Origin of the sequence: Pseudomonas abieticivorans, from assembly GCF_023509015.1 — a bacterium.
Classification (GTDB): Bacteria; Pseudomonadota; Gammaproteobacteria; order Pseudomonadales; family Pseudomonadaceae; genus Aquipseudomonas; species Aquipseudomonas abieticivorans.
In genome coordinates this window covers 327049-346150 of record NZ_CP094975.1, presented here as the reverse complement: position 1 = coordinate 346150, position 19102 = coordinate 327049, and the positions used below count along the sequence as shown (strand labels likewise).

Below are 19102 nucleotides of genomic sequence, written 5' to 3'. Positions count from 1 at the left end.
TCTGCGTTGCTCAATCGCTTGGATTTCGCGCGATTTCTCTGCGCGATTCACGCTCAAACGTCCGCGCCACGTTTTCGCTAATCGTGACTTTATGGCGCTGACTTTCAATCGCCTGATAGGACATTTCGTATTACCCCTTCGCCTTCTCCAACAACCCCGCAATCCCCTCCAGCAAAACCAAATCCCCCTCATCCAGCTTCCCCCTCGCCGCAGCCCGCGCCAATTTTTCAATTACCGCCACCGCCCGAGGCGAAGCCTGCCGCAATACCGCCTCATGTGCCAACGCCCCCAACCGCTCCTCAACCGCAAGTGCCTCGGAACCTACAGATGAGGGATGCACCAACACCCCCGGCAGCAACCCAATCTTCTGCTCCAACGACAACGCCGCCTTTTCTCCAAGCGAACGATGCCCATTGAGAATCTGCGACAGGTACGAAGCATCCAAATCATGCTGGTCGGCGAATTCTTTTTGGCTGAGGGGGCCAATCACGCGCCGCAGCGCGTCTACTCGAAGGGTTTTGATATCCATGGTTCGATAGTGTCTGCGCGTTAGCAAACAGTAAATTACAAAAGCTATTGATCATTGGTTTAGCATTTTGTAATCTGTGGTTTTCAGGCCGTTGCGCGATGCAACGGCCGCTTGTTCAAGGATCAGAGCTGCCATGCCGAGTACTCATGCCCACGATTTCGCTTACACCTCCCACAACCTCGCGATGCTTCGCGTGCGCGAAGGCATTCCTATGAGCGATGCGCTTGTTCAAGCTCTCGACTATTTGAAAAGCGCCAATGCTTCGAATGAGGAACTCAACGAAAGCATCCCGATTCACAACCGCGTGCTCAGCCGGGCAACCTCGTTGAGCGTGATCTTGTAACCCAGGCTCGCCACCACTTCACCGATATCGCCGACCAAGCGGCCATCCAGCGTGAAAGGCTTGCCGGGATAGGCAGCCTTTAGCTTTGAAACGGCTTCAAACAGCTGCTCCAACGCCCGATTGATCTGACCCTGAATATCCTCTCTCATCACCCGCCCCCGGCAGCCGCGAAAACTAATAAATCCCCATGGCCCCCTCAATACTTCGCACCATCGAAACCAACCGCGGCCCAATATCATTCATCAACTGCCCCTCGCTCAACATAAACGCCGGCACCCCGCAGTTAAACACCAAAATCTCACCATCGGCCATGGCCCGCATCGGCACCGCCACCGCATGAATCTCACGCCTTAAATCGCCATAAGACACACAAAACCCGCGCTCCTGAAACTCCTGGATGCTCTCCTCGATGCGACCCTGGAAAGTGTTCCAGTCCTCAGGCGTCCGCACTTTGATTTCGTTAAGCAGCGCCGTGCGGTCTTCGCGTGAAGACGCGGCAATCAGTGCGCGCCCCATGGCCGTCCTCACGATGGGGTAGCTCAGGCCCACGTCTGGCGGATGGCTCATGGGGGCGGCGCTGCGGCTGCTTTCCAGGTACACCACGCTCAGGCGGTCGCGCATGCCGATGGATACGGAGCCGCGGATGTGGTCGGCCAACTCCTTCATGAACGGTCGGGCGATTTGCCGGATGTTGAGGCTGGCGAGCAGCGGGTAGCCCAGCGAGAGCACGGCCGAGCCCAACTGGTATTTGTTGTTGAGCCGGTTGATGCGCAGGTAGCCCAGGCGCACCAGGGTGTAGGTGAAACGGGAAATCGTGGCCTTGGGCATGCCGGTGCGGGCCACAAGCTCGGCGTTGCCCAGTTGGGTGGTGCGTGCGGTAAAGCAGTGCAGGATTTCCAGGCCGCGGGCCAGGGTCGCGGCAAATTGCCGGTCATCGGCGAATTCATCCGACAGGTAATGCTTGGTGGGTGAGTGCCAATCCGCGGGCGCAGCCCCCTGCCAGGACGCCCCTGGCGCCCCGCGTTCGTGCTTTTTATCGTTATCCATGCTCGCCTCGACGATTCGACAATCTATAAAGATAGTCCCACCAGTGTTCCGACTATTCAAACTGTGTTCCGCAGAGCCGAACGATACTTGAGTGGCCGATGTATCCGGCGCCAACTGTTGAGCAACAACTATAAAAAAGCGGTAGGAGGCAAAATGGTTCGCGATCAGCAGTCGTTCGAGGTGTTTTTGCGTGAGGTTCGCCAGTTCGTTCGCGAGCAGGCGATGCCCAGAGAGGCACAGATCGAACGGTCCGACGAGGTGCCCGCCGATCTGGTGCAGGCCCTGCGTGAGAAAGGTTACTTCGGCTGGAGCATCCCCCCCGCTTACGGCGGCGCCGGGCTTACCACCGAAGAGCTGGTGCTGGCGGCTTTCGAGCTGTCGCAATGTTCGGTGGCGGTGCGGGCCCGCGTTGGCACCAATACCGGCATCGGCTCCGAAGGCATCGTGGTGGACGGGACCGAGGCGCAAAAGCAGCGTTACCTGCCACGCATGGCCAGTGGCGAATGGACCGCGTGCCTGGCGGTCACTGAGCCTGAGGCCGGCTCCGAAGCCACCCATGTGCAAACCACCGCCAGGCGCGAAGGTGATACCTACGTCCTCGATGGTGTGAAGTGCTACATCACCAATGGCCCGATTGCCGATGTGTTCACCGTCACCGCCCGCACCGCACCGGGCAGCCAGGGCGCCAAGGGCGTGTCGGCGTTTATCGTCGAGCGCGGCATGCCGGGGCTGTCCACGGGCGAGCCTTACCGCAAGATGGGCCAGGCCGGTTCACCCGTGGGCGAGGTTTACTTCAAGGGCTGCCGGGTGCCGGCGGCCAACCTGATCGGCGGTGTCGAAGGCAACGGCTTCAAGACCGTGATGAAAACCCTGAACAAACAGCGTATCCACCTGGCGGCCCTGTCCACCGGGCCAGCCATGCGTATGTTGGAGATGGCCATCGAGCACACCACCCAACGTGTGCAGTTCGGCCAGCCGGTGGCGAACTTCCAGTTGGTGCAGGCCATGATCGCCGATTGCGAGACCGAGATATTCGCTGCCCGCTCCATGGTGCTCGAAACCGCCCGCAAGCGTGACCGTGGCGAGGACGTGGTGCTCGAGGCGTCGATGTGCAAGTACTTCGCCACCGAGATGTGTGGGCGCGTGGCCGACCGCTGCGTGCAGATGTTCGGCGGGGCGGGGTACGTGGCCGACTATGCGGCCATCGAGCGCTGGTACCGCGATGTCCGGCTGTTTCGCCTTTACGAGGGCACCAGCCAGATCCATCAGCTGAACATTGCCAAGCAGGTCCTCGCCGCCCATCGCTAAGGCGAGCGCCGGCTCATCTCCTCTGTTGCAGGAAGTCGTCATGTCCACGTTCGATTTGTTCTTCAAGCCGCGTTCCATTGCCGTGATCGGCGCCTCGCAGGATCTGGCGTCCATCAGCGGGCAACCCATCGCCCACCTCAAGGCCAAGGCGTTCGGCGGTCACATTCTGCCGGTCAACCCGCGCTACGACGAGGTGGCCGGGCACACCTGCTACCCCGACGTGGCATCGCTGCCGATGGCCCCCGACGTGGCGGTGATTGCGGTCGGTGCCAAGCGCGTGCCGGCGGCGCTCACCGAGTTGGGCAAGAAAGGCTGCCGATTCGCCGTCATCCTGTCTTCAGGCTTTGCCGAGGCGGGGGAGGAGGGCGCCGAGGCGCAACGTCAAATCACCGCCATCGCCCGTTCATTTGGCATGCAGGTGATCGGTCCGAACTGCCAGGGTTACATGAACATCAGTGAGGGTATCCATGTTGGTTTCGGCGCGCCGTATGGCCTGGCTTACCCCAAGGGGCATTTGAGCCTGACCTCGCAAAGCGGTGCGTTCGGCAACTCGATTGTGATGCTGGCAAGCCAGGAAGGCATCGGCTTTCGCCACTACGTTTCCACTGGCAACGAGTCGGTGACCACCTCGCTGGACTTCATGGACGCCATGATCGACGACCCCGAAACCCGGGTGATCGCAGGTTACGTAGAAGGCTTCCAGGACGCGCACCGCTTGCTGTCGATTGGCCGACGGGCGCTGGGTGCCGGCAAGCCGATGCTGATCTGGAAGGTCGGCACCTCGGAAGCGGGCGCCAAGGCTGCCGCGTCGCACACCGCCAACCTGGGTGGGGCCATGGCGCTGTACCGCGCCGCGTTCCGGCAAAGCGGGATTATCGAAGTGCATGATGTGGGCGACCTGGCCGACTGCGCCAAGGCGCTGCTGCCCGGGCGTTTGCCCAAGGGTAACCGGCTGGCCGTCGTCACGATCTCGGGCGGTGCCGGTATTGCCATGGCCGATGGCGCCGCAGCCGGTGGCCTGGCGCTGCCTGAACTGGCCGCCAGTACGGTGCACGCGCTCAAGCAGGTACTGCCTTCGTTCGCGGCCGTCGCCAACCCGCTGGACGTGACGGCGAGCCTGCTTACCGATGCGAGCCTGCTTCGGGTCACCCTGGAAAACCTGGCCGATGATCCGAACGTCGACATGATCGGGCTCGCCTTGGCGGCGGCCAGCGGTACGTTGGCCACTGAGCTTGCCACTGAAATCGTGCGTATTTGCGAGACGCGCGGCATCCCCGTGCTGGTCGCCTGGAACGCCGACCCGGCCTCGGTGCAGGCGGCGTACGACATTCTCGATGCCGCAGGCATCCCGCGCTATCAGTCCCCGGTGCGTTGTGCCCGTGGCGCCAGCGCCCTGTGGGCTTTTGCCGAAGCGCGCAGCCGGGTGGCGCAGGTGTTGAGCGAGCAGCCGCTGGTGCTGGCGCGTCCTGACATGCGTCGGATGATGCACGGCCGCAGCACCGACCTGACCGAGTTCGAGGCCAAGAAGCTCTTGCAGGCCTACGGTATTGGCGTGACCCAAGAGGCATTGGCGACCGACGTCCAGGCGGCCACGCGCATCGCCTCGGCCATGCAGATGCCGGTGGTCATGAAAATCCAATCGGCAGGCATTGCGCATAAAACCGAGGCCGGCGGCGTTCGCGTCGGCGTGCACGGCATTGCGGCCGTGCAGGCCGCGTTCGATGACATTATCCGCAACGCCCGGGCCTATGCCCCGGATGCGGTGCTTGACGGCGTACTGGTGCAGGAGATGATCAGCGGCGCAACCGAATTGATCCTGGGCATCAACAATGATCCGTTGTTCGGCCCGAGCGTGATGGTGGGTTTTGGCGGCATTTTCGCCGAGGTGATCAAGGACGTCAGTTTCGCCCTGGCACCGATCACCCGTTGCGAAGCAGAATCGATGGTGCGGGGGTTGCGTTTGTTTCCGATACTGGACGGCGCTCGCGGGCGGCCCAAGGCCGATGTGAACGCCGTGATCGATGCCCTGATGCGCGCGTCGGCCATGGCGATCGACCTGCGCGAGGGGGTGCAGGAATTCGATATCAACCCGTTGTTCGTGTTGCAGGCCGGAGAGGGGGTGAGGGCAGGGGATGCGCTCGCGAAGCCGTTTGCCCCGGCCTTGAACAGCAACGGTCAATTGCTTTGACCGCGCCTTTGCAGCCCCTGACACTTGCAGCCAACGAGGCTCTCATGAACATGACTCAACAGCATCGCGCTTTTGTAGACCAGTATTCCACCGACGAGGTAGAGCGTACGTACCGCAAGCTGGCGTTACGGCTCATGCCGTTTCTTATCCTCTGCTACATCGTTTCCTATCTTGACCGTGCCAATATCAGTTTCGCCAAGCTGCAGTTCATGAACGACCTGGGTTTTTCCGAGGCCGCCTATGGCTTGGGTGCGGGGCTGTTCTTCATCGGTTACGTGCTGTTCGAGGTGCCGAGCAACCTGTGGATGCAACGTATCGGCGCGCGCCGCACCTTGTTGCGCATCATGATCCTGTGGGGCTTGATCTCCAGCGCCATGATGTTCGTGAACTCGCCCGTGCAGTTCTATGTGATGCGGTTTTTCCTGGGGGCCGCTGAGGCGGGTTTTTTTCCAGGGGTCATCTTGTATCTGACCTATTGGTTCCCGGCCGCGCGCCGGGGCCGCGTGACCGGCTTCTTCATGATGGGCGCCGCCACCGCCGGCATCATCGGCGGCCCGGTGTCGACCTGGATCATGGTGCACCTGGCCGGCCTGCACGGCTTGCACGGTTGGCAATGGCTGTTTTTGCTCGAAGGCCTGCCAGCGGTGGTGTTGGGTGTGGCGGCGTACTTTTACCTGTGCGACCAACCCGCCGATGCAACCTGGCTAAGCGACCGCGAAAAGGCGATCGTGCTGGGTGACCTGGCGGCCGAGGAAAAGGGCGAGCCCAGGGGCAAAGGCCACGGCCTGCGCGAAGCCCTGCGCAACCCCAAGCTCTACGTCGGGATGGTCGGTTACTTCTGCGTGCTGGTGTCGTTCAACGCCATCGGGTTTTGGGCGCCGACCATCATCAGGGAAGTCGGCGTGACGGACCTGGTGGAGGTCGGTTTGCTGTCCAGCCTGGTGTTTCTGGCCGGGGCCGCCGGTACCTATCTCGTGGGCTACAGCTCTGACCTGAAGATGGAGCGGCGCTGGCACCTGGTCGCGTGCGGCGCAGTGGTCGCGCTGTGTTTTGCCCTGTTGCCACTGATCGCCCACAGCATCGTGTTCGCCATCCTGCTGCTATCGATTGCGGCGGCGGCCTCCTACGGCGGTTTCGTGGTGTTCTGGACGATACCGCCGACGTTTTTGACCGTGACCACCAAAGCCAGCGGGATCGCCTTGATCACCAGCCTTGGCGGCATCGGGGCCTTCGTGAGTCCGACGCTGGTGGGCTGGATGAAGTCCAGTACCGGCAGCATTTATGCAGGCTTGGCGATTTTGGGGGCCCTGACCTTGGTGGGCGCCATCGTCATGTTGATTGCGATTCCGGCACGCAAGGTACCGGCTGGGGCGTGAGCCTTATTGAATGGGGAGCAAATGATGCGTGAGCCCTTGTGGCGTCAAGAAGGCGAGGAGCCGGATTACCGGTTCTCGCTGGCCAATGAACGTACCTTCCTGGCCTGGATTCGCACGGCCCTGGGCCTGTTGGCCGGCGGTGTGGTGCTCGACCAGTTTTCCACGAAACTGGGCCCGCACAGCGTGGTGATGGGCCTTGCCGTCGCCTTTGGGGTACTGGCAGCAGTGCTGTGCACACTGGCCCATCGGCGCTGGCGTGCCAACGAGATCGCCATGCGCCACGCCCGCAGGTTACCCGCCACGGTGGCGATCCCGCTGATCGCGACCACCACGATGGCAATCGCGGTGGCGATTGTGGTGCTGGTGCTGGTGAAGGCCGCGTGATCTTTCATGACGTTGAAACGCAGCGGCCTCGCGACCCTGGGTTGCAGGCCGAACGTACGGCATTGTCGTGGAACCGGACCGGCTTGGCGGTGTTCGCCAATGCCCTGTTGGCGCTGCGCTCGGGCTGGGTGAACAAGGAAGTCCCGATTACCCTGTTGGCGTTCGCGTTACTGGTGGCGTCGGCAGCTGCCTTTCTCTATGGCGCGTGGCGTCGGCGGCAATTGCTGGGTGGCCAGGGGGCGAGTGCGCCACCTGCAATGGCCATTGCAACGGCGACCGTGGTCGCACTCACTACCTGCGTCATCGGCGTGGCTTCTATTGTGCTGAGGTAAGACGCAGGCGTGGGTGGCCCTTTTAAGCCTATGGGCGCCCTGAAGTTGCCAGCCTTGGTCGGTCGGCCAACATGGGATGGGTGGGATGTTGCCCCAATCGCGCAAACCTGACGTGACTTTGGCGGGGAGCTGACGCCATGTACGGAAACGCCCTACATCTTTTTAGACGGCCAGTCTCAATACTTGTCTCCCGTAAAGCCCGGCCGCCCCTTAACAACTAAAAAGCGTTCACATTAGGGATATCGGCCTTCCATCGTTCATCGCTGAACCCAAGGTCGAACATTTAATGACGTCACCTTTTTCATCGCCCGCAATGGTGCCTCTCAAGATCATCGCCACCGGCGTGGCGCTGCCGCCCCATCGCGTTGATTCGGCTGACCTTGATCGGTTGTTGAACAAGCCAGCGGGTTATGTCGAGAAGCGTTCGGGCATTGTCTATCGCTATCATGCCTCGGACGATGCCAGCCAAGCAGAGCTGGCGGCCGCGGCTCTGCACGATGCCCTTGACCGTCGGGGTATCGACGCCGCATCAATCGACTTATTGATCTCGGCTTCGGCGATTTCGGTACAGGCCTTGCCGTGCACGGCAGTGCACATCCTGAAGGTCTCTCAGTTGGCACCCGGTACACCCGGTTTCGATATCAACAGCAGCTGTGTGAGCTTTATCTCGGCGCTACAGGTGGCCGCAGGGTTATTGAATGCTGGTACCTACCAACGCATCGCGATCGTGGCGGCGGACCTGGCCTCACGCGGAATCGACTGGGACGATGAAGAGTCCTCACTGATTTTCGGCGACGGTGCTGCATGCGCCATCGTTGAACGGGGCGATGGTACCAGTGGGATACTCGCCAGCCTGGTTGAAACCCACCCCCAAGACAGCGAACTCTGTGAGATCAGGGCAGGCGGCACACGACGCAATCCGCGTGCGGGCATGACCGATCGCGACTTCCTGTTCCATATGCGTGGCAAGCAGTTGTTCAGGAACGCCTCGGCGCTGATCGAGGACTACCTGGCGCGTCTGTTGGCAGCGAGCGCGTTGACCCTGGAGCAAATTGCCACGGTGGTGCCGCATCAGGCCAGCCATCTGTCGCTGGAGCATATGCGTCGGCGCCTGAATGTCTCATCCAGCGTATTGGTGGATATCTACCGATACCACGGTAACCAGGTGGCCGCATCGATCCCCACGGCATTGCACGCGGCGGTCGCCAACGGTCGGTTTAAACCCGCTGAGCCTGTGATGCTCATCGGCACGGCGGCTGGTTTATCGTTGGCCGGCATGGTCCTGCTGCCATGAAAGTGCTGCTGACCGGTGCCACCAGCGGGCTTGGTCGAAATGCAGCGCAGTGGCTACTCGACGCTGGTCATCAGGTGCACGCCACCGGTCGCGATACCCAAGTGGGTAACGCCCTGCGTGAATTAGGCGCCGACTTCACGGCGTTGGATTTAACCGCGGCAAGCCTTGAGCAATGCCAGCGTTTGATGGGCGGGTGCGATGCGGTCTGGCACTGCGCCGCGAAGTCTTCACCGTGGGGCCACCGGGAAGATTTCCGTCAGGCCAACGTGGTTGCTACGCAAACGCTGGCTGAGTCTGCGGGGCGTGCCGGTGTGCGGCGTTTCGTTCATATCTCCACGCCTTCGATCTATTTCGATTTCCAGCATAATCATCAAATTGTCGAGAGTTACCGCGCCCCACGGTTTGCCAACCATTACGCCAGCAGCAAGTATGCGGCGGAGCAATGCATCCAGGCACTGGTGCCGCGCTATCCGAACACCACCTACGTCATTCTTCGGCCCCGTGGCCTGTTTGGCCCACATGATCGGGTGATCCTGCCCAGGGTGTTGAGCCGGCTTAAGCACGATCGCGGCGTGTTACGCCTTCCCGGCGGCGGCAAAGCGCTGTTGGACCTGACCTTTGTGCTCAACGTGGTGCATGCCATGGACTTGGCGAGCCGCACCAACCCTTTGCCTTCCGGCGCGGCGTACAACATCACCAACCACCAACCGATGCGCTTGGCCGCCATGCTGCATCTTTTGCTGCATGGGCAGTTGGGCCTGCGCTACCAGGTGCAGGGGCTTCCCTACCCACTTTTGCACGCACTGGCCGGTGGGTTGGAGCTACTGAGCCGCGCTACGGGCAAAGAGCCGCAATTGACGCGTTACAGCATCGCCGCCTTGAATTTCGACATGACGCTCAGCCAAGTACGCGCTACCGAGGAATTAGGGTATTCGCCAGGCTACACGATGGAGCAGGGGATCGAGCAGACAGGGGCCTGGTTCAGGAAACAGGGGGCGGCGTTTGGCTAAATTCACCCAGTTCGAGGTGGGCTACTGCACCCATATTGCCTGCCTGGCGCAACGCGGCGCCGGCCTGCGCGTGTGTAAGTTTCCGGCACGGGCATACCTGCTGGAGGTGGGCAGTCGTTGCTGGCTATGGGATACCGGCTACTCGACGCATTTCCAGGAGCAGACGAAGTCTGGGCTATTTCGCGTGTACCGCCATGTCACTCCGGTGTACTTCGACCCCCGCGAGTCATTGGTTGAGCAATTGCGTGCTGCAGGTTTGGCGAGCAATGACATCGAGGGGGTGATCCTTTCGCATTTTCATGCCGACCATATTGCCGGGCTACGCGATTTCAATCAGTCCAATTTCATTTGCTCGGGCCAAGGTTGGCAACAAACCCGAGCGCTGCGTGGGTTTGCGGCATTGAAGCAGGCGTTCATTCCCGGCTTGATCCCGGAGAGTTTTGAAGCGCGCCTGCAGTTTATCGAGCGCTTTGCGCGGGTGGGCTTGCCTGAACAGTTGGCGCCATTCGATCACGGCTTCGAACTGCCGGGCAGTGGGGGGCAGATATTCCTGGTGCCTTTGCCAGGTCATGCGGTGGGCCATATCGGCGCGTTCATTCTTACCGAAGCCGGCTGGACGCTATTGGCCAGTGACGCCGGCTGGTCTACCCACAGCTATCAAACCTTGCGCGGCCCCTCGGTATTGGCCCATTGGCTGATGGATGATCCCCGCGCCTATCACGACACGCTGCGCCGGCTTAACCAGTTGTGGGCGGCTGGTCTTGTCGACATCCGCCTATGTCATGAGGGCGATCTATGATCCCGCTGAAAACCCTATGGCACTACGTTAATACTCGGCGCCTGACCTTCACCGATCGGACGGTGCTGCAAGCCTACCAGGCAAAACAGCTGAAGCGCTTCGCTCGGCGGGTCCTTGCGCTAAGCCCCTATTTTCGCCCTTGCAGTGTGCTGCCAGTGTCCGAGTGGCCGCTGATGGACAAGGCGCTGATGATGGCGCATTTCGACCGGATGAACACCGCCCGGCTTCAACGCGACTCGTTGCTGGCGTGTGCCCAACGCAGTGAAACCGAACGCGACTTCAGTCCCACGGTCGGCGCCTACAGTGTTGGGTTGTCCTCTGGCACGTCGGGGCAGCGCGGTGTTTTTGTGGTCAGCAAGCGGGAGCAACGGGTCTGGGCCGGTGGCATGCTGGCAAAAATGCTGCCCGACGGTATTTTTGCTGGGGAGCGTGTCGCGCTGTTTTTGCGTGCGGACAACAACCTTTACCACAGTGTTAACAACCGCTGGCTGAGCCTTGAGTTCTACGATCTGTTTGCGCCTTTTTCGGCGCAGCTGCCACGTTTGGAACAACAGGCGCCGACTATCATCGTCGCGCCGGCGCAAGTGCTGAGAGCGCTTGCTCTGGCGGTCATCGACCGGCACGTTGTGCTCGACGTCAAAAAAGTGATCTCGGTGGCCGAAGTCCTGGACGCGCATGATCGGCGTTTACTGGAACAGGTGTTCCCTGACATCGGCGAGGTGTATCAAGCCACTGAAGGTTTTTTGGCCGCCACCTGCTCGCACGGCACCCTGCATTTGAACGAAGAGTTTCTGTACATCGAGCCCCAGTGGATCGATGAGCATCGCTTTACCCCGTTGATCACCGACTTCACCCGTAGTACACAGCCCATCGTACGCTACCGGCTCGACGATGTGCTGGTGAGGAGGGCCGAGCCGTGCCCCTGCGGGCAAGCGACCATGGCCCTTGACCGAATAGAAGGTCGATGCGATGACCAACTGGTATTGCTTGATCGCAAGGGCGAGAAGCAGGTGATATTTGCCGACCTGTGTACGCGGGCCATTGCCAATGCGCTGCCGCTGACCAGTGATTATCGTTTGATCCAACAGGCTGAACATCGTTTGCAACTTGTGGCCGACTGTTCACGACAGGCGTTGGCACAGTGTCACGCGCAGTTGGTGGCCGTGTTCGAACATCAGGGTATTGCCACCGAGCTACTGGAGTGGGAACTGACGGTACAGTCAGTGATGCCAGCGTTCGATCAAAAAAGACGGCGCGTCATTCGGCAGGTGAACTCATGATCAAGGCAGCCCTGCCAAGGTTGTGGCACATGCTCTTGGGTTGGGGGTTCGTGGGGGTTATTTATACCCTGACTGACCGACTCCAAAGCGCGGGCAGGGTCATCTCGCCTTCGCTGATTGATCGCCTGATTGCGTTCAACCCACATGCCATTTGGTTGTACCTGTCGTTCTTCATCATGATTCCATTGGCCTACCTGCTGGCCCCGACTGAACGGGTCAAAGGCCTGGCCAGGGCCATGCAGTTCTCGGCGCTGGGGGCAGGGGTCGTCTATGTGGCGTGGCCGACGACCATGGTCTATCCGCTGGATCACGGCACCAGCCTCAGTTCATCGGTGTTGAGCGCGTTGGCCCAATTCGACTCAAAGCAGAATTGCCTACCTTCCTTGCACATGGCGCTCACGGTACTCGCCGTATGGGCCGTTGGTGACGCAAAGCACAAAGTCAGGACGTTGTTCTTCACGCTCTGGGCGGTCGCGATTGCCTTTTCGATCTTGCAGCTACGCCGTCACCTGCTGATTGACCTTGTCTGCGGTGCATTGTTGGCGCTGGCGGCCCTATGGTTTGCCCCGCGCATTGGATTGGTCCGCTGGCGTGCAGCCAGAAGAGAGGTGAGATGAGCGATTTGGCGTTCCCTATCCTGTTCATGCTGCTGGTGGTGATCGGCGAGATGCTGGTCGTACAGTGGCGCCAGCACAGCACGGTCAACTGGCATGACGTGATGTTCAACCTCAACTCCGGCCATCTCATGCTGTGGTTGTTCCGTGGGCTGGAAATCACTTGCTACGGTTACGTCGCCGCTCACTTGAGCCTTTCGTTGTTCGAGTCGTGGCCGCCGTTGCTGACATGGGTGTTTGCGCTGTTTGCCTGGGACTTTACCTTTTATTGGCAGCACCGGGCACATCACTACTGGGGTGTGTTTTGGGCAGTGCATGTGGTGCATCATCAAGGCGAGCATTTCAACCTGTCATTGGGGGTGCGCAACTCCTGGTATTCCTCACTGACGTCGATTCCATTTTTCATGGTACTGGCATTGTTGGGCGTACCATTGTCAGTGTTTGTGACGGTGTCCATCCTGCACTACACGATCCAACTGTTTAACCACAGCGCACTGACACCCACGTTGGGTTTCCTTGAGTCGATTTTCGTTACGCCGGCCCACCACCGGGCCCATCACGTTAAAGACATGGCCTACTCGAACAAGAATTTTGGCGGCAGTTTTATCTTCTGGGACAAGCTGTTTGGCACCTTTTGCCCCTGCCTGCCACCAGCGCCTTTCGACTACGGAGTGGGGGGTGCCAAATCGTCGGCCAACCCGTTTTGGGCGAGTAACGTGCCATTGCTGCGCTACTTGCGCCTGCCCGTAACGGTGTCCGATAAGGGCCGCTGGTTGCGCTGTTCCAACCTGACTGTTTTCAGTGGCGCGATGTTGGTGTTCGCAGGGGTGATCGCCTATGTCTATGAGTATGGCTATGGTTATACCGATGTTCATTGGCCACAACTTGCGTTGTTCTGCTTGTTGGCACTGGGCCCCCTGGCGCTGGCAGGCATGGTTCAAGGGCATGCTTTGAGCGTGATGGGGTGGTGGGTGATTTCGCTGGGGCTGCCATTGCTGTTTCTCGGGTTGCTGGGCTGGTCGCAGTGGTATTGGCAACTCGTGTTGGTCGCCCTTGGCGTGCACGGTGCGGCGGTGCTGTGGTGTTGGGCCGTGCAGCGATTCAGAGGCCGCGCCTGCGGTGGAGCAAACCATGACTGAATCACTCACACCCTTGGTCTATCCGGCCGATGGCGAGCAGGCTTTTCATCAAGCACTCCAGCGCGCGGCCCGGGCCTATCTTGCTGACGGTCATCGTTATGCCGATGGCTCGTTGCTCGCAAGGGCGCTGGTGTTGCTGGTGTCATGTGCCGGGTTTTATACCTTGAGCCTGATGCAGCAAAGCCCATGGGCATTTGCCGGCTGTTACTTCCTGTTTGTGATGATGGGCATGTTGCTCAACGTGGTCGTCAATCATGATGCCTCCCACAACGTCTTTTTGCGTGCACCCTGGGCCAACCGCCTGGTAGGTCGCTTGGTCACGCTGCCGTTGGGTGTAGACCCGGATTACTGGCGGGTGCGACATGTCGACTTCCACCACGTCTACGCCAACGTCGAACATTACGATCTGGACACCGAGGAGAACGGGATTTTCCGCCAGACACCTTTCCAGCGTTGGCGCGCGCACATGCGCTATCAGCCTCTTTACTGGCCGTTGATCGCTGCGTTGTCGCTGCCCTATGTCGCCTGGATATTCGACTGGTCGGACCGGTTGGACAAAACGCCTCTCAAGGCAAAAGCCGTGTTGCCGGGGCGAAGGGGCTGGGCGGTGTTTGTCGCCAGCAAGGTCACCCATTTGCTATTGGTGCTGGGCGTACCGTTTATCGTTTGCCAGCTCAATGGTATCGGTGCGTCGACAGTGTTTTTGGCGTATGCGGTCAGTCAAATGTGTGCGTCGTTGTGGGTGGTGTACTTGCTGCTCGGTACGCATTGGGTGCAAGCGGAGTTTTATCGCGTGCCTGAAACAGCGGTGATGCCCCATGGCTGGTATCGACATAATTTCTCTACGGCGTGCGATTGGTTGACCACGCCTCGCTGGCTGCGACATTTTACCGGAGGGCTGAATTATCATTTGACCCACCATCTTTTCCCCGGCTGGAGTCACCGTCATTACCCCGCGCTGGCTGCCATTATCGGGCCGTTGGCGGCACAACATGGCATGGATTACCGCTGCATTGGCTATCGCGAATTGCTCAGGCAGCAGCAACGATTCCTGCAACAGATGGGCCAGGAGCCCGGCATCGACAGAGGCAGCCAATAATGCAGCCTTTGGTGTTCCAACGCGATGATGCTGAACTGCGCAAAGCGCTAATGCAGGCGGCCAGCGACTACTTGGTGGTGAACAATGACCATCGCTTCGCTGATACCTGGATGATCGCCAAGGCGCTGGCGCTCCTACTCGTATGTGCAGGGTTTTACGGCCTGAGCCTGGCTCAGCCCACGCTCTGGGGTTATGTTGGTTCTTACTTCGGCTTCATTTTCTCCGCCATGTTTATTACGGTCAACGTGGTCCATGATGCCTCCCATAACGCTTTTTTCAAACGGCGCTGGGCCAATCGCTGGCTCAATTGTATGGTCAGCATACCGCTGGGTCTTGATCCTGATTGTTGGCGCGTGCGCCATGTTATTTTTCATCACGGGCACAATAACGTCGAGGGCTATGACCTTGATATCGAGCCCAATGGTGTTCTACGCCAGACCCCATTCCAGCGCTGGAAGCCCTTCATGCGCGTACAGCGCTATTACTGGCCAGTGGTTGCGGCCATGACGTTCCCTTATTACATCTGGTGGTTCGACTGGTTGGACCGGGCGGGGTACACGCCGGTTACTCGGCGAATGTCGCAACATGGCGTGCGCGGCTGGAGTGTGTTTGTGTCTGGCAAAGGCACGCACCTGGCATTGGCGCTGTTGATCCCGCTCTGGGTGTTGCCACCGACCATTAGCGCGTTCGACATCGTATGGGTTTACCTGGGTAGTCAAATGCTCTCGTCGTTGTTGTTTGTGATGCTGATCATCGGGACTCATTGGGCAAAAGCGACGTTTTATCAGGTGCCGAAAAGTTGCGTGTTACCCCATGGCCGTTATCGCCACGTGTTTGCTACTACCCTTGACTGGCAGACCACGCCGCGCTGGCTGGGGTATTGGCTCGGCGGGGCCAATCTGCACCTGACACACCATTTATTCCCACACTGGAGCCACCGGCATTATCCGGCCTTAAGCCAGATCATCAGCGAAGTCGCTCCACGTTTCGGCATTGAGAACCCGTGTATAGGCACCCTTGAAATGCTGAGGCTCCAACAGCGGTTCCTCGGTGCGATGGGCACGAACAATGGGGCGGATGTTGAAGGGTGAAAGCCCTTCAGCTTTCACCCCACGCTATTAATACAAACCACTTTTGGCTGCGTCATGTCCTCGCCACCTCCCCAGGTTCCAGGATTGCTCGATGTGCGACCACTACCGGGCAATCACTGGGAGTGCGAGAGTGATCATTCAGCCAGTTGGCTGATTCGCTCTTGCACCGCGTCATCGAAAATCATGTACAGCGCTTCTATATCCGCCGGCCGCAGACGCTTGGCGGTCTCCAGCCCAAGGATAAAGGCAATCTCCATCGCCCCCTCGCGCTCCAGGTCCTCTTTGGTACTGGCAGCGTTCAACGCCCGCACCAGATCGTCGATCTGCCCTTGGAGAGGTTTTGGGAGCCTGAGTGCTTCGATTCGCTGCTGGGGCATTGCTTGATCCTGAATGACGGACTGGGTAACGGTGAACCGGACGTCATGGAGAACTGAACGCACGAGGGGCACATCTTCTCACGGATGGAATGCGAACTGGGTAGCGACTTTTTTAGTGCGTATCCAGAATGTTACAATTTTCACTTTAACAGTGAGGGATCACAATGAAACGCACGGCAGCGCGCCTTTTGCTGGCCAGCATTGGCTTGATCGTTTCAACCAGCACCTGGGCCTGGACCCAAAGCAGCGACGGCGTTATCCATTTCTCCAATGGCGAAACCAGCGGCTGCACTGATCTGGCCACCGACGCCGCGTCCATCATGCTGAGCCGGCAACGCGGCGAACCCCCCGTGTTCGTCGACGATGAGTACCAGGCCCCCAGCGATGTGAAGAAACAGTGGCGCGTCGACCTTGAAGCCCAGGCCAAGGCCTACCCGATCGAAGACACCGAGGCCAAGCGGTACGCTGCGGCCGAGACATTCCTGAAGAAGATCAGGGGGCAATGCCTGAAAGCGTATATCGAGGCGGTTCCTCCCAGCGACGCTTCATAAACATCGGCCAGGAAACACGATCAAGGAGGAGTTATGGATAAGGCATTTCGGCAACCGCTGTTCGTCGTCGGTATCCCGCTGACGATTTGCGGCTTCACTTTCGGGCTCAACGGCCTGCTCACCGAGGGCACTTTCGCCTACATGGCGCCTGGGCTGCTGATACCCGGCATCGTGTTCATGGTGACGGGATGGTTGCAGGGGCGCAAATAAGCGTACAGGGGCCCAGCCAGGCTGAGCCCCCGTTGCACCTCAATACTTCCAGGTGACCGAAGCCGTCAGGTTGCGCGGTGCGCCATAGCTGGCCGTGGTTGCACTGTTGTACAGCGACAACAGGTACTTGCGATCGGTCACGTTGTTCAAGTTAAGCGACGTGCTCCAGTTGCTATCAATGTCATAGCTGGCCATCAGGTCCACCAGCGCATAGGCGTTCTGGCGGATGGCGCTGTTGCTGTCGTTTTCCACCGCACTCTGCCAGCTCACCCGTGTGCCGATTTTGGCTTGGGGCATGCCCGGCAGGCGGTAAGTGGCCATGCCGCGAATGCTGTGGGTGGGGACATATTGACGGGCTTTGTTGCCGTCCGCATCATCGATGCGCACGTAGGTATAGCCACCCAGCAGGTCCAGGCCCGGCAATGCTTCGCCGGAGGCTTGCAACTCCACGCCATGGCTCTTGAAGTCTTGCGGGTCGTAGACTTCCTGGGTGCCGTCGTAGCCGGCATCCACGGCCACGTTGCGCTGCTCGGTCTTGAACACGGCCGCCGTCAGGTTGAGCCGGTTGTCCAGCACACTGCCCTTCACGCCGGCTTCCATGCTCTTGCCTTCCAGCGGGTCGAGCAGTTTGTGGTCGGCGCCCACGTTGTACTGCGGGCTGTAGATCTGGGTCCAACTGGCGTAAACGCTCCACTGTTTGTTCAGGTCGTAGATCAGGCCGGTGTAGGGCGTGACCTTGCCGTGGGCGCGGGTGTAGTACTCGGCGCCGTAGTTTTCGCCCGAGCCGTCGGCGCTGAGCATGCGCGCACCGGCGATCCAGTGGAGGTCATCGGCCAGGCTGAAGCGCGCACCGGCATAGACGCTTTTCTGGGTGTCGCTGAAGTTTTGCGTGAGGGCGTCGCTGGTGTATTGGAACGCGGGCTGGGCGGTGGTGCCGGCCAGCACGCCGGCAAACGATGTTTCGAATGAGCCGCTTTCATCCGGGTCGTACTCGCGGCCTTTTTGATGGGTACGGCCATAGGCCGCGCCCACGGTCAGCTCGTGCTCGCGGCCGAACAGGCTGAACGGGCCAGACAGTTTGGCCTCGCCCAGCAACTGGTGGGCCTCGCTGCTGGTGTGGTTGGCATACACCGTGGCGTCATCGCCCGTCACGCTGTAGACGTACAGCATGTCGGTGGCCTGCTTCTCCTGGATGCCGGTCGCGGTGAGCGTGGCGTTCCAGCCGTTGCCAAAGTCATGTTTGAGCTCGGCGAACACGCGCTGGGTGTGCAAATTCCAGTACGTCCACGGCTGGCCGATGTTGGCGCTGCGGCCGCTGTAATGGATGGCATTGCCGTCGCTGTCCACCAGCGGCAGGTTGCCCCAGGTACTGCCGTTGGAATCGCTGTTGTGCTGCGAGAATCCGACTGTAACGGTGTCGGCATCGGTCACGTCGAACGCCAACAGGCCTGCGGCGACGTTGCGCTCGTGGCTGTAGCGGTCCATCCACGAGTTGCCCTTGTCGTGGGAGTAGATGAAACGCCCGCGCACGTTGCCGGTGGGCGTCAACGGGCCAGACACGTCGACATCCACCCGCCGACCGTCCCACGAACTGACGCTGGTATCGATCTGGGCCTGGAACGTATCGGTGGGGCGTTTGCGCACGAAGTTGACCGTGGCCGAGGGGTTGCCCGCGCCGCTCATCAAGCCGTTGGCGCCGTGCAGGATGTCGATCTGTTCGTATTCGGACAAGTCCTGTTCGCCGACCAGCACGGTGCCCACGAATGGCATGCCCATGCCGTCGTATTCAAAAGTGTTGATGTCGAAGCCGCGCGAGGTGAACTCGGTGCGGTCGCTTTCGGTTTGCTCCACGGTCACCGAGGGGGCGGAGCGCAGGGCATCCTTGATACCGGTGATCTTGAAATCATCCAGCGCCTGGCGGGTGATGGTGGTCACCGCTTGTGGGGTTTGCTTGTCGGTCAGGCCCAGGCGGGTGGTGCTGCTGGCGGCCTGGCCTTGGTAACCCACGCTTTGACCATCGGTTTGGACGCTACTGCTGTCGATCTGGGTGGCCGGCAGCGTTAAATCATCAGCGTGGGCCAAGGGCAGGGCGCAGCAAGCGCCGGCCAGCAACAGGCTGGCAGGGAGGCGA

20 protein-coding genes are annotated in these 19102 nt (G+C 60.1%); 15 read left to right on the top strand and 5 right to left on the bottom strand.

From position 1 onward, the window contains the following. Nucleotides 1-130 precede the first annotated feature (130 nt). The 3 genes from L9B60_RS01520 to L9B60_RS01510 all read right to left on the bottom strand — a co-directional run bounded on the left by L9B60_RS01520 (nt 131) and on the right by L9B60_RS01510 (nt 1919). Nucleotides 131-529, bottom strand: a complete 399-nt coding sequence (locus tag L9B60_RS01520; protein ID WP_249675460.1) for a hypothetical protein — start codon at nt 527-529, stop codon at nt 131-133. Between the two features lie 294 nt (nt 530-823). Further along, nucleotides 824-1021: a DUF6998 domain-containing protein gene (locus L9B60_RS01515; protein ID WP_249675457.1), complete on the bottom strand. Its 198-nt coding sequence runs from the start codon at nt 1019-1021 to the stop codon at nt 824-826. A 25-nt stretch (nt 1022-1046) separates the two neighbouring features. After that, nucleotides 1047-1919, bottom strand: coding sequence for an IclR family transcriptional regulator (locus tag L9B60_RS01510; RefSeq protein ID WP_249675456.1), 873 nt, complete (start codon nt 1917-1919; stop codon nt 1047-1049). A 153-nt stretch (nt 1920-2072) separates the two neighbouring features. Here L9B60_RS01510 and L9B60_RS01505 point away from each other — a divergent pair, with 153 nt between their 5' ends. From L9B60_RS01505 to L9B60_RS01445, 13 genes are all read left to right on the top strand, one after another. Further along, a complete protein-coding gene (locus tag L9B60_RS01505; RefSeq protein ID WP_249675454.1) occupies nt 2073-3227 on the top strand; it encodes an acyl-CoA dehydrogenase family protein in 1155 nt (384 codons plus the stop codon). A gap of 40 nt (nt 3228-3267) precedes the next feature. Further along, complete coding sequence (locus tag L9B60_RS01500) at nt 3268-5415, top strand: acetate--CoA ligase family protein (RefSeq protein ID WP_249675452.1); 2148 nt, start codon at nt 3268-3270, stop codon at nt 5413-5415. Between the two features lie 44 nt (nt 5416-5459). Beyond that, nucleotides 5460-6791 carry an MFS transporter gene (locus tag L9B60_RS01495; protein ID WP_249675451.1) on the top strand — a complete coding sequence of 444 codons (1332 nt, stop codon included), beginning with the start codon at nt 5460-5462 and terminating at the stop codon, nt 6789-6791. A gap of 24 nt (nt 6792-6815) precedes the next feature. Continuing rightward, a complete protein-coding gene (locus L9B60_RS01490; RefSeq protein ID WP_249675449.1) occupies nt 6816-7175 on the top strand; it encodes a YidH family protein in 360 nt (119 codons plus the stop codon). Beyond that, nucleotides 7172-7507 (top strand): DUF202 domain-containing protein, encoded by a 336-nt coding sequence (locus tag L9B60_RS01485; RefSeq protein WP_249675448.1) that lies wholly within the window; start codon nt 7172-7174, stop codon nt 7505-7507. Before L9B60_RS01490 ends, L9B60_RS01485 begins: the two co-directional genes overlap by 4 nt. Nucleotides 7508-7793: 286 nt before the next feature. After that, nucleotides 7794-8801 (top strand): 3-oxoacyl-[acyl-carrier-protein] synthase III C-terminal domain-containing protein, encoded by a 1008-nt coding sequence (locus L9B60_RS01480; protein ID WP_249675447.1) that lies wholly within the window; start codon nt 7794-7796, stop codon nt 8799-8801. Further along, nucleotides 8798-9811 carry an NAD-dependent epimerase/dehydratase family protein gene (locus tag L9B60_RS01475; protein ID WP_249675445.1) on the top strand — a complete coding sequence of 338 codons (1014 nt, stop codon included), beginning with the start codon at nt 8798-8800 and terminating at the stop codon, nt 9809-9811. The genes L9B60_RS01480 and L9B60_RS01475 overlap by 4 nt, the downstream gene beginning before the upstream one ends. Then, nucleotides 9804-10610, top strand: coding sequence for an MBL fold metallo-hydrolase (locus tag L9B60_RS01470; protein ID WP_249675443.1), 807 nt, complete (start codon nt 9804-9806; stop codon nt 10608-10610). Before L9B60_RS01475 ends, L9B60_RS01470 begins: the two co-directional genes overlap by 8 nt. Continuing rightward, the gene (locus tag L9B60_RS01465; protein WP_249675442.1) at nt 10607-11890 is read left to right on the top strand and encodes a F390 synthetase-related protein; all 1284 of its coding nucleotides are present in this window, start codon (nt 10607-10609) and stop codon (nt 11888-11890) included. The genes L9B60_RS01470 and L9B60_RS01465 overlap by 4 nt, the downstream gene beginning before the upstream one ends. Continuing rightward, nucleotides 11887-12507 carry a phosphatase PAP2 family protein gene (locus L9B60_RS01460; protein WP_249675440.1) on the top strand — a complete coding sequence of 207 codons (621 nt, stop codon included), beginning with the start codon at nt 11887-11889 and terminating at the stop codon, nt 12505-12507. The genes L9B60_RS01465 and L9B60_RS01460 overlap by 4 nt, the downstream gene beginning before the upstream one ends. Beyond that, complete coding sequence (locus tag L9B60_RS01455; protein WP_249675439.1) at nt 12504-13643, top strand: sterol desaturase family protein; 1140 nt, start codon at nt 12504-12506, stop codon at nt 13641-13643. Before L9B60_RS01460 ends, L9B60_RS01455 begins: the two co-directional genes overlap by 4 nt. Then, a complete protein-coding gene (locus L9B60_RS01450; protein WP_249675437.1) occupies nt 13624-14742 on the top strand; it encodes a fatty acid desaturase family protein in 1119 nt (372 codons plus the stop codon). Before L9B60_RS01455 ends, L9B60_RS01450 begins: the two co-directional genes overlap by 20 nt. Then, nucleotides 14742-15833 carry a fatty acid desaturase family protein gene (locus L9B60_RS01445; protein WP_249675435.1) on the top strand — a complete coding sequence of 364 codons (1092 nt, stop codon included), beginning with the start codon at nt 14742-14744 and terminating at the stop codon, nt 15831-15833. The genes L9B60_RS01450 and L9B60_RS01445 overlap by 1 nt, the downstream gene beginning before the upstream one ends. A gap of 134 nt (nt 15834-15967) precedes the next feature. Here L9B60_RS01445 and L9B60_RS01440 read toward each other — a convergent pair whose 3' ends face one another. Then, nucleotides 15968-16210 (bottom strand): hypothetical protein, encoded by a 243-nt coding sequence (locus tag L9B60_RS01440; RefSeq protein ID WP_249675432.1) that lies wholly within the window; start codon nt 16208-16210, stop codon nt 15968-15970. A gap of 164 nt (nt 16211-16374) precedes the next feature. Between L9B60_RS01440 and L9B60_RS01435 the strand changes: the two genes are divergently transcribed. Further along, nucleotides 16375-16761, top strand: coding sequence for a hypothetical protein (locus L9B60_RS01435; RefSeq protein WP_249675429.1), 387 nt, complete (start codon nt 16375-16377; stop codon nt 16759-16761). A gap of 33 nt (nt 16762-16794) precedes the next feature. Beyond that, entirely contained in the window at nt 16795-16971 is a 177-nt protein-coding gene (locus L9B60_RS01430; RefSeq protein WP_249675425.1) for a hypothetical protein, read from the top strand. Nucleotides 16972-17010: 39 nt separating this feature from the next. Here L9B60_RS01430 and L9B60_RS01425 read toward each other — a convergent pair whose 3' ends face one another. Continuing rightward, nucleotides 17011-19083, bottom strand: a complete 2073-nt coding sequence (locus L9B60_RS01425) for a TonB-dependent siderophore receptor (protein WP_249679635.1) — start codon at nt 19081-19083, stop codon at nt 17011-17013. Nucleotides 19084-19102: the final 19 nt, after the last annotated feature.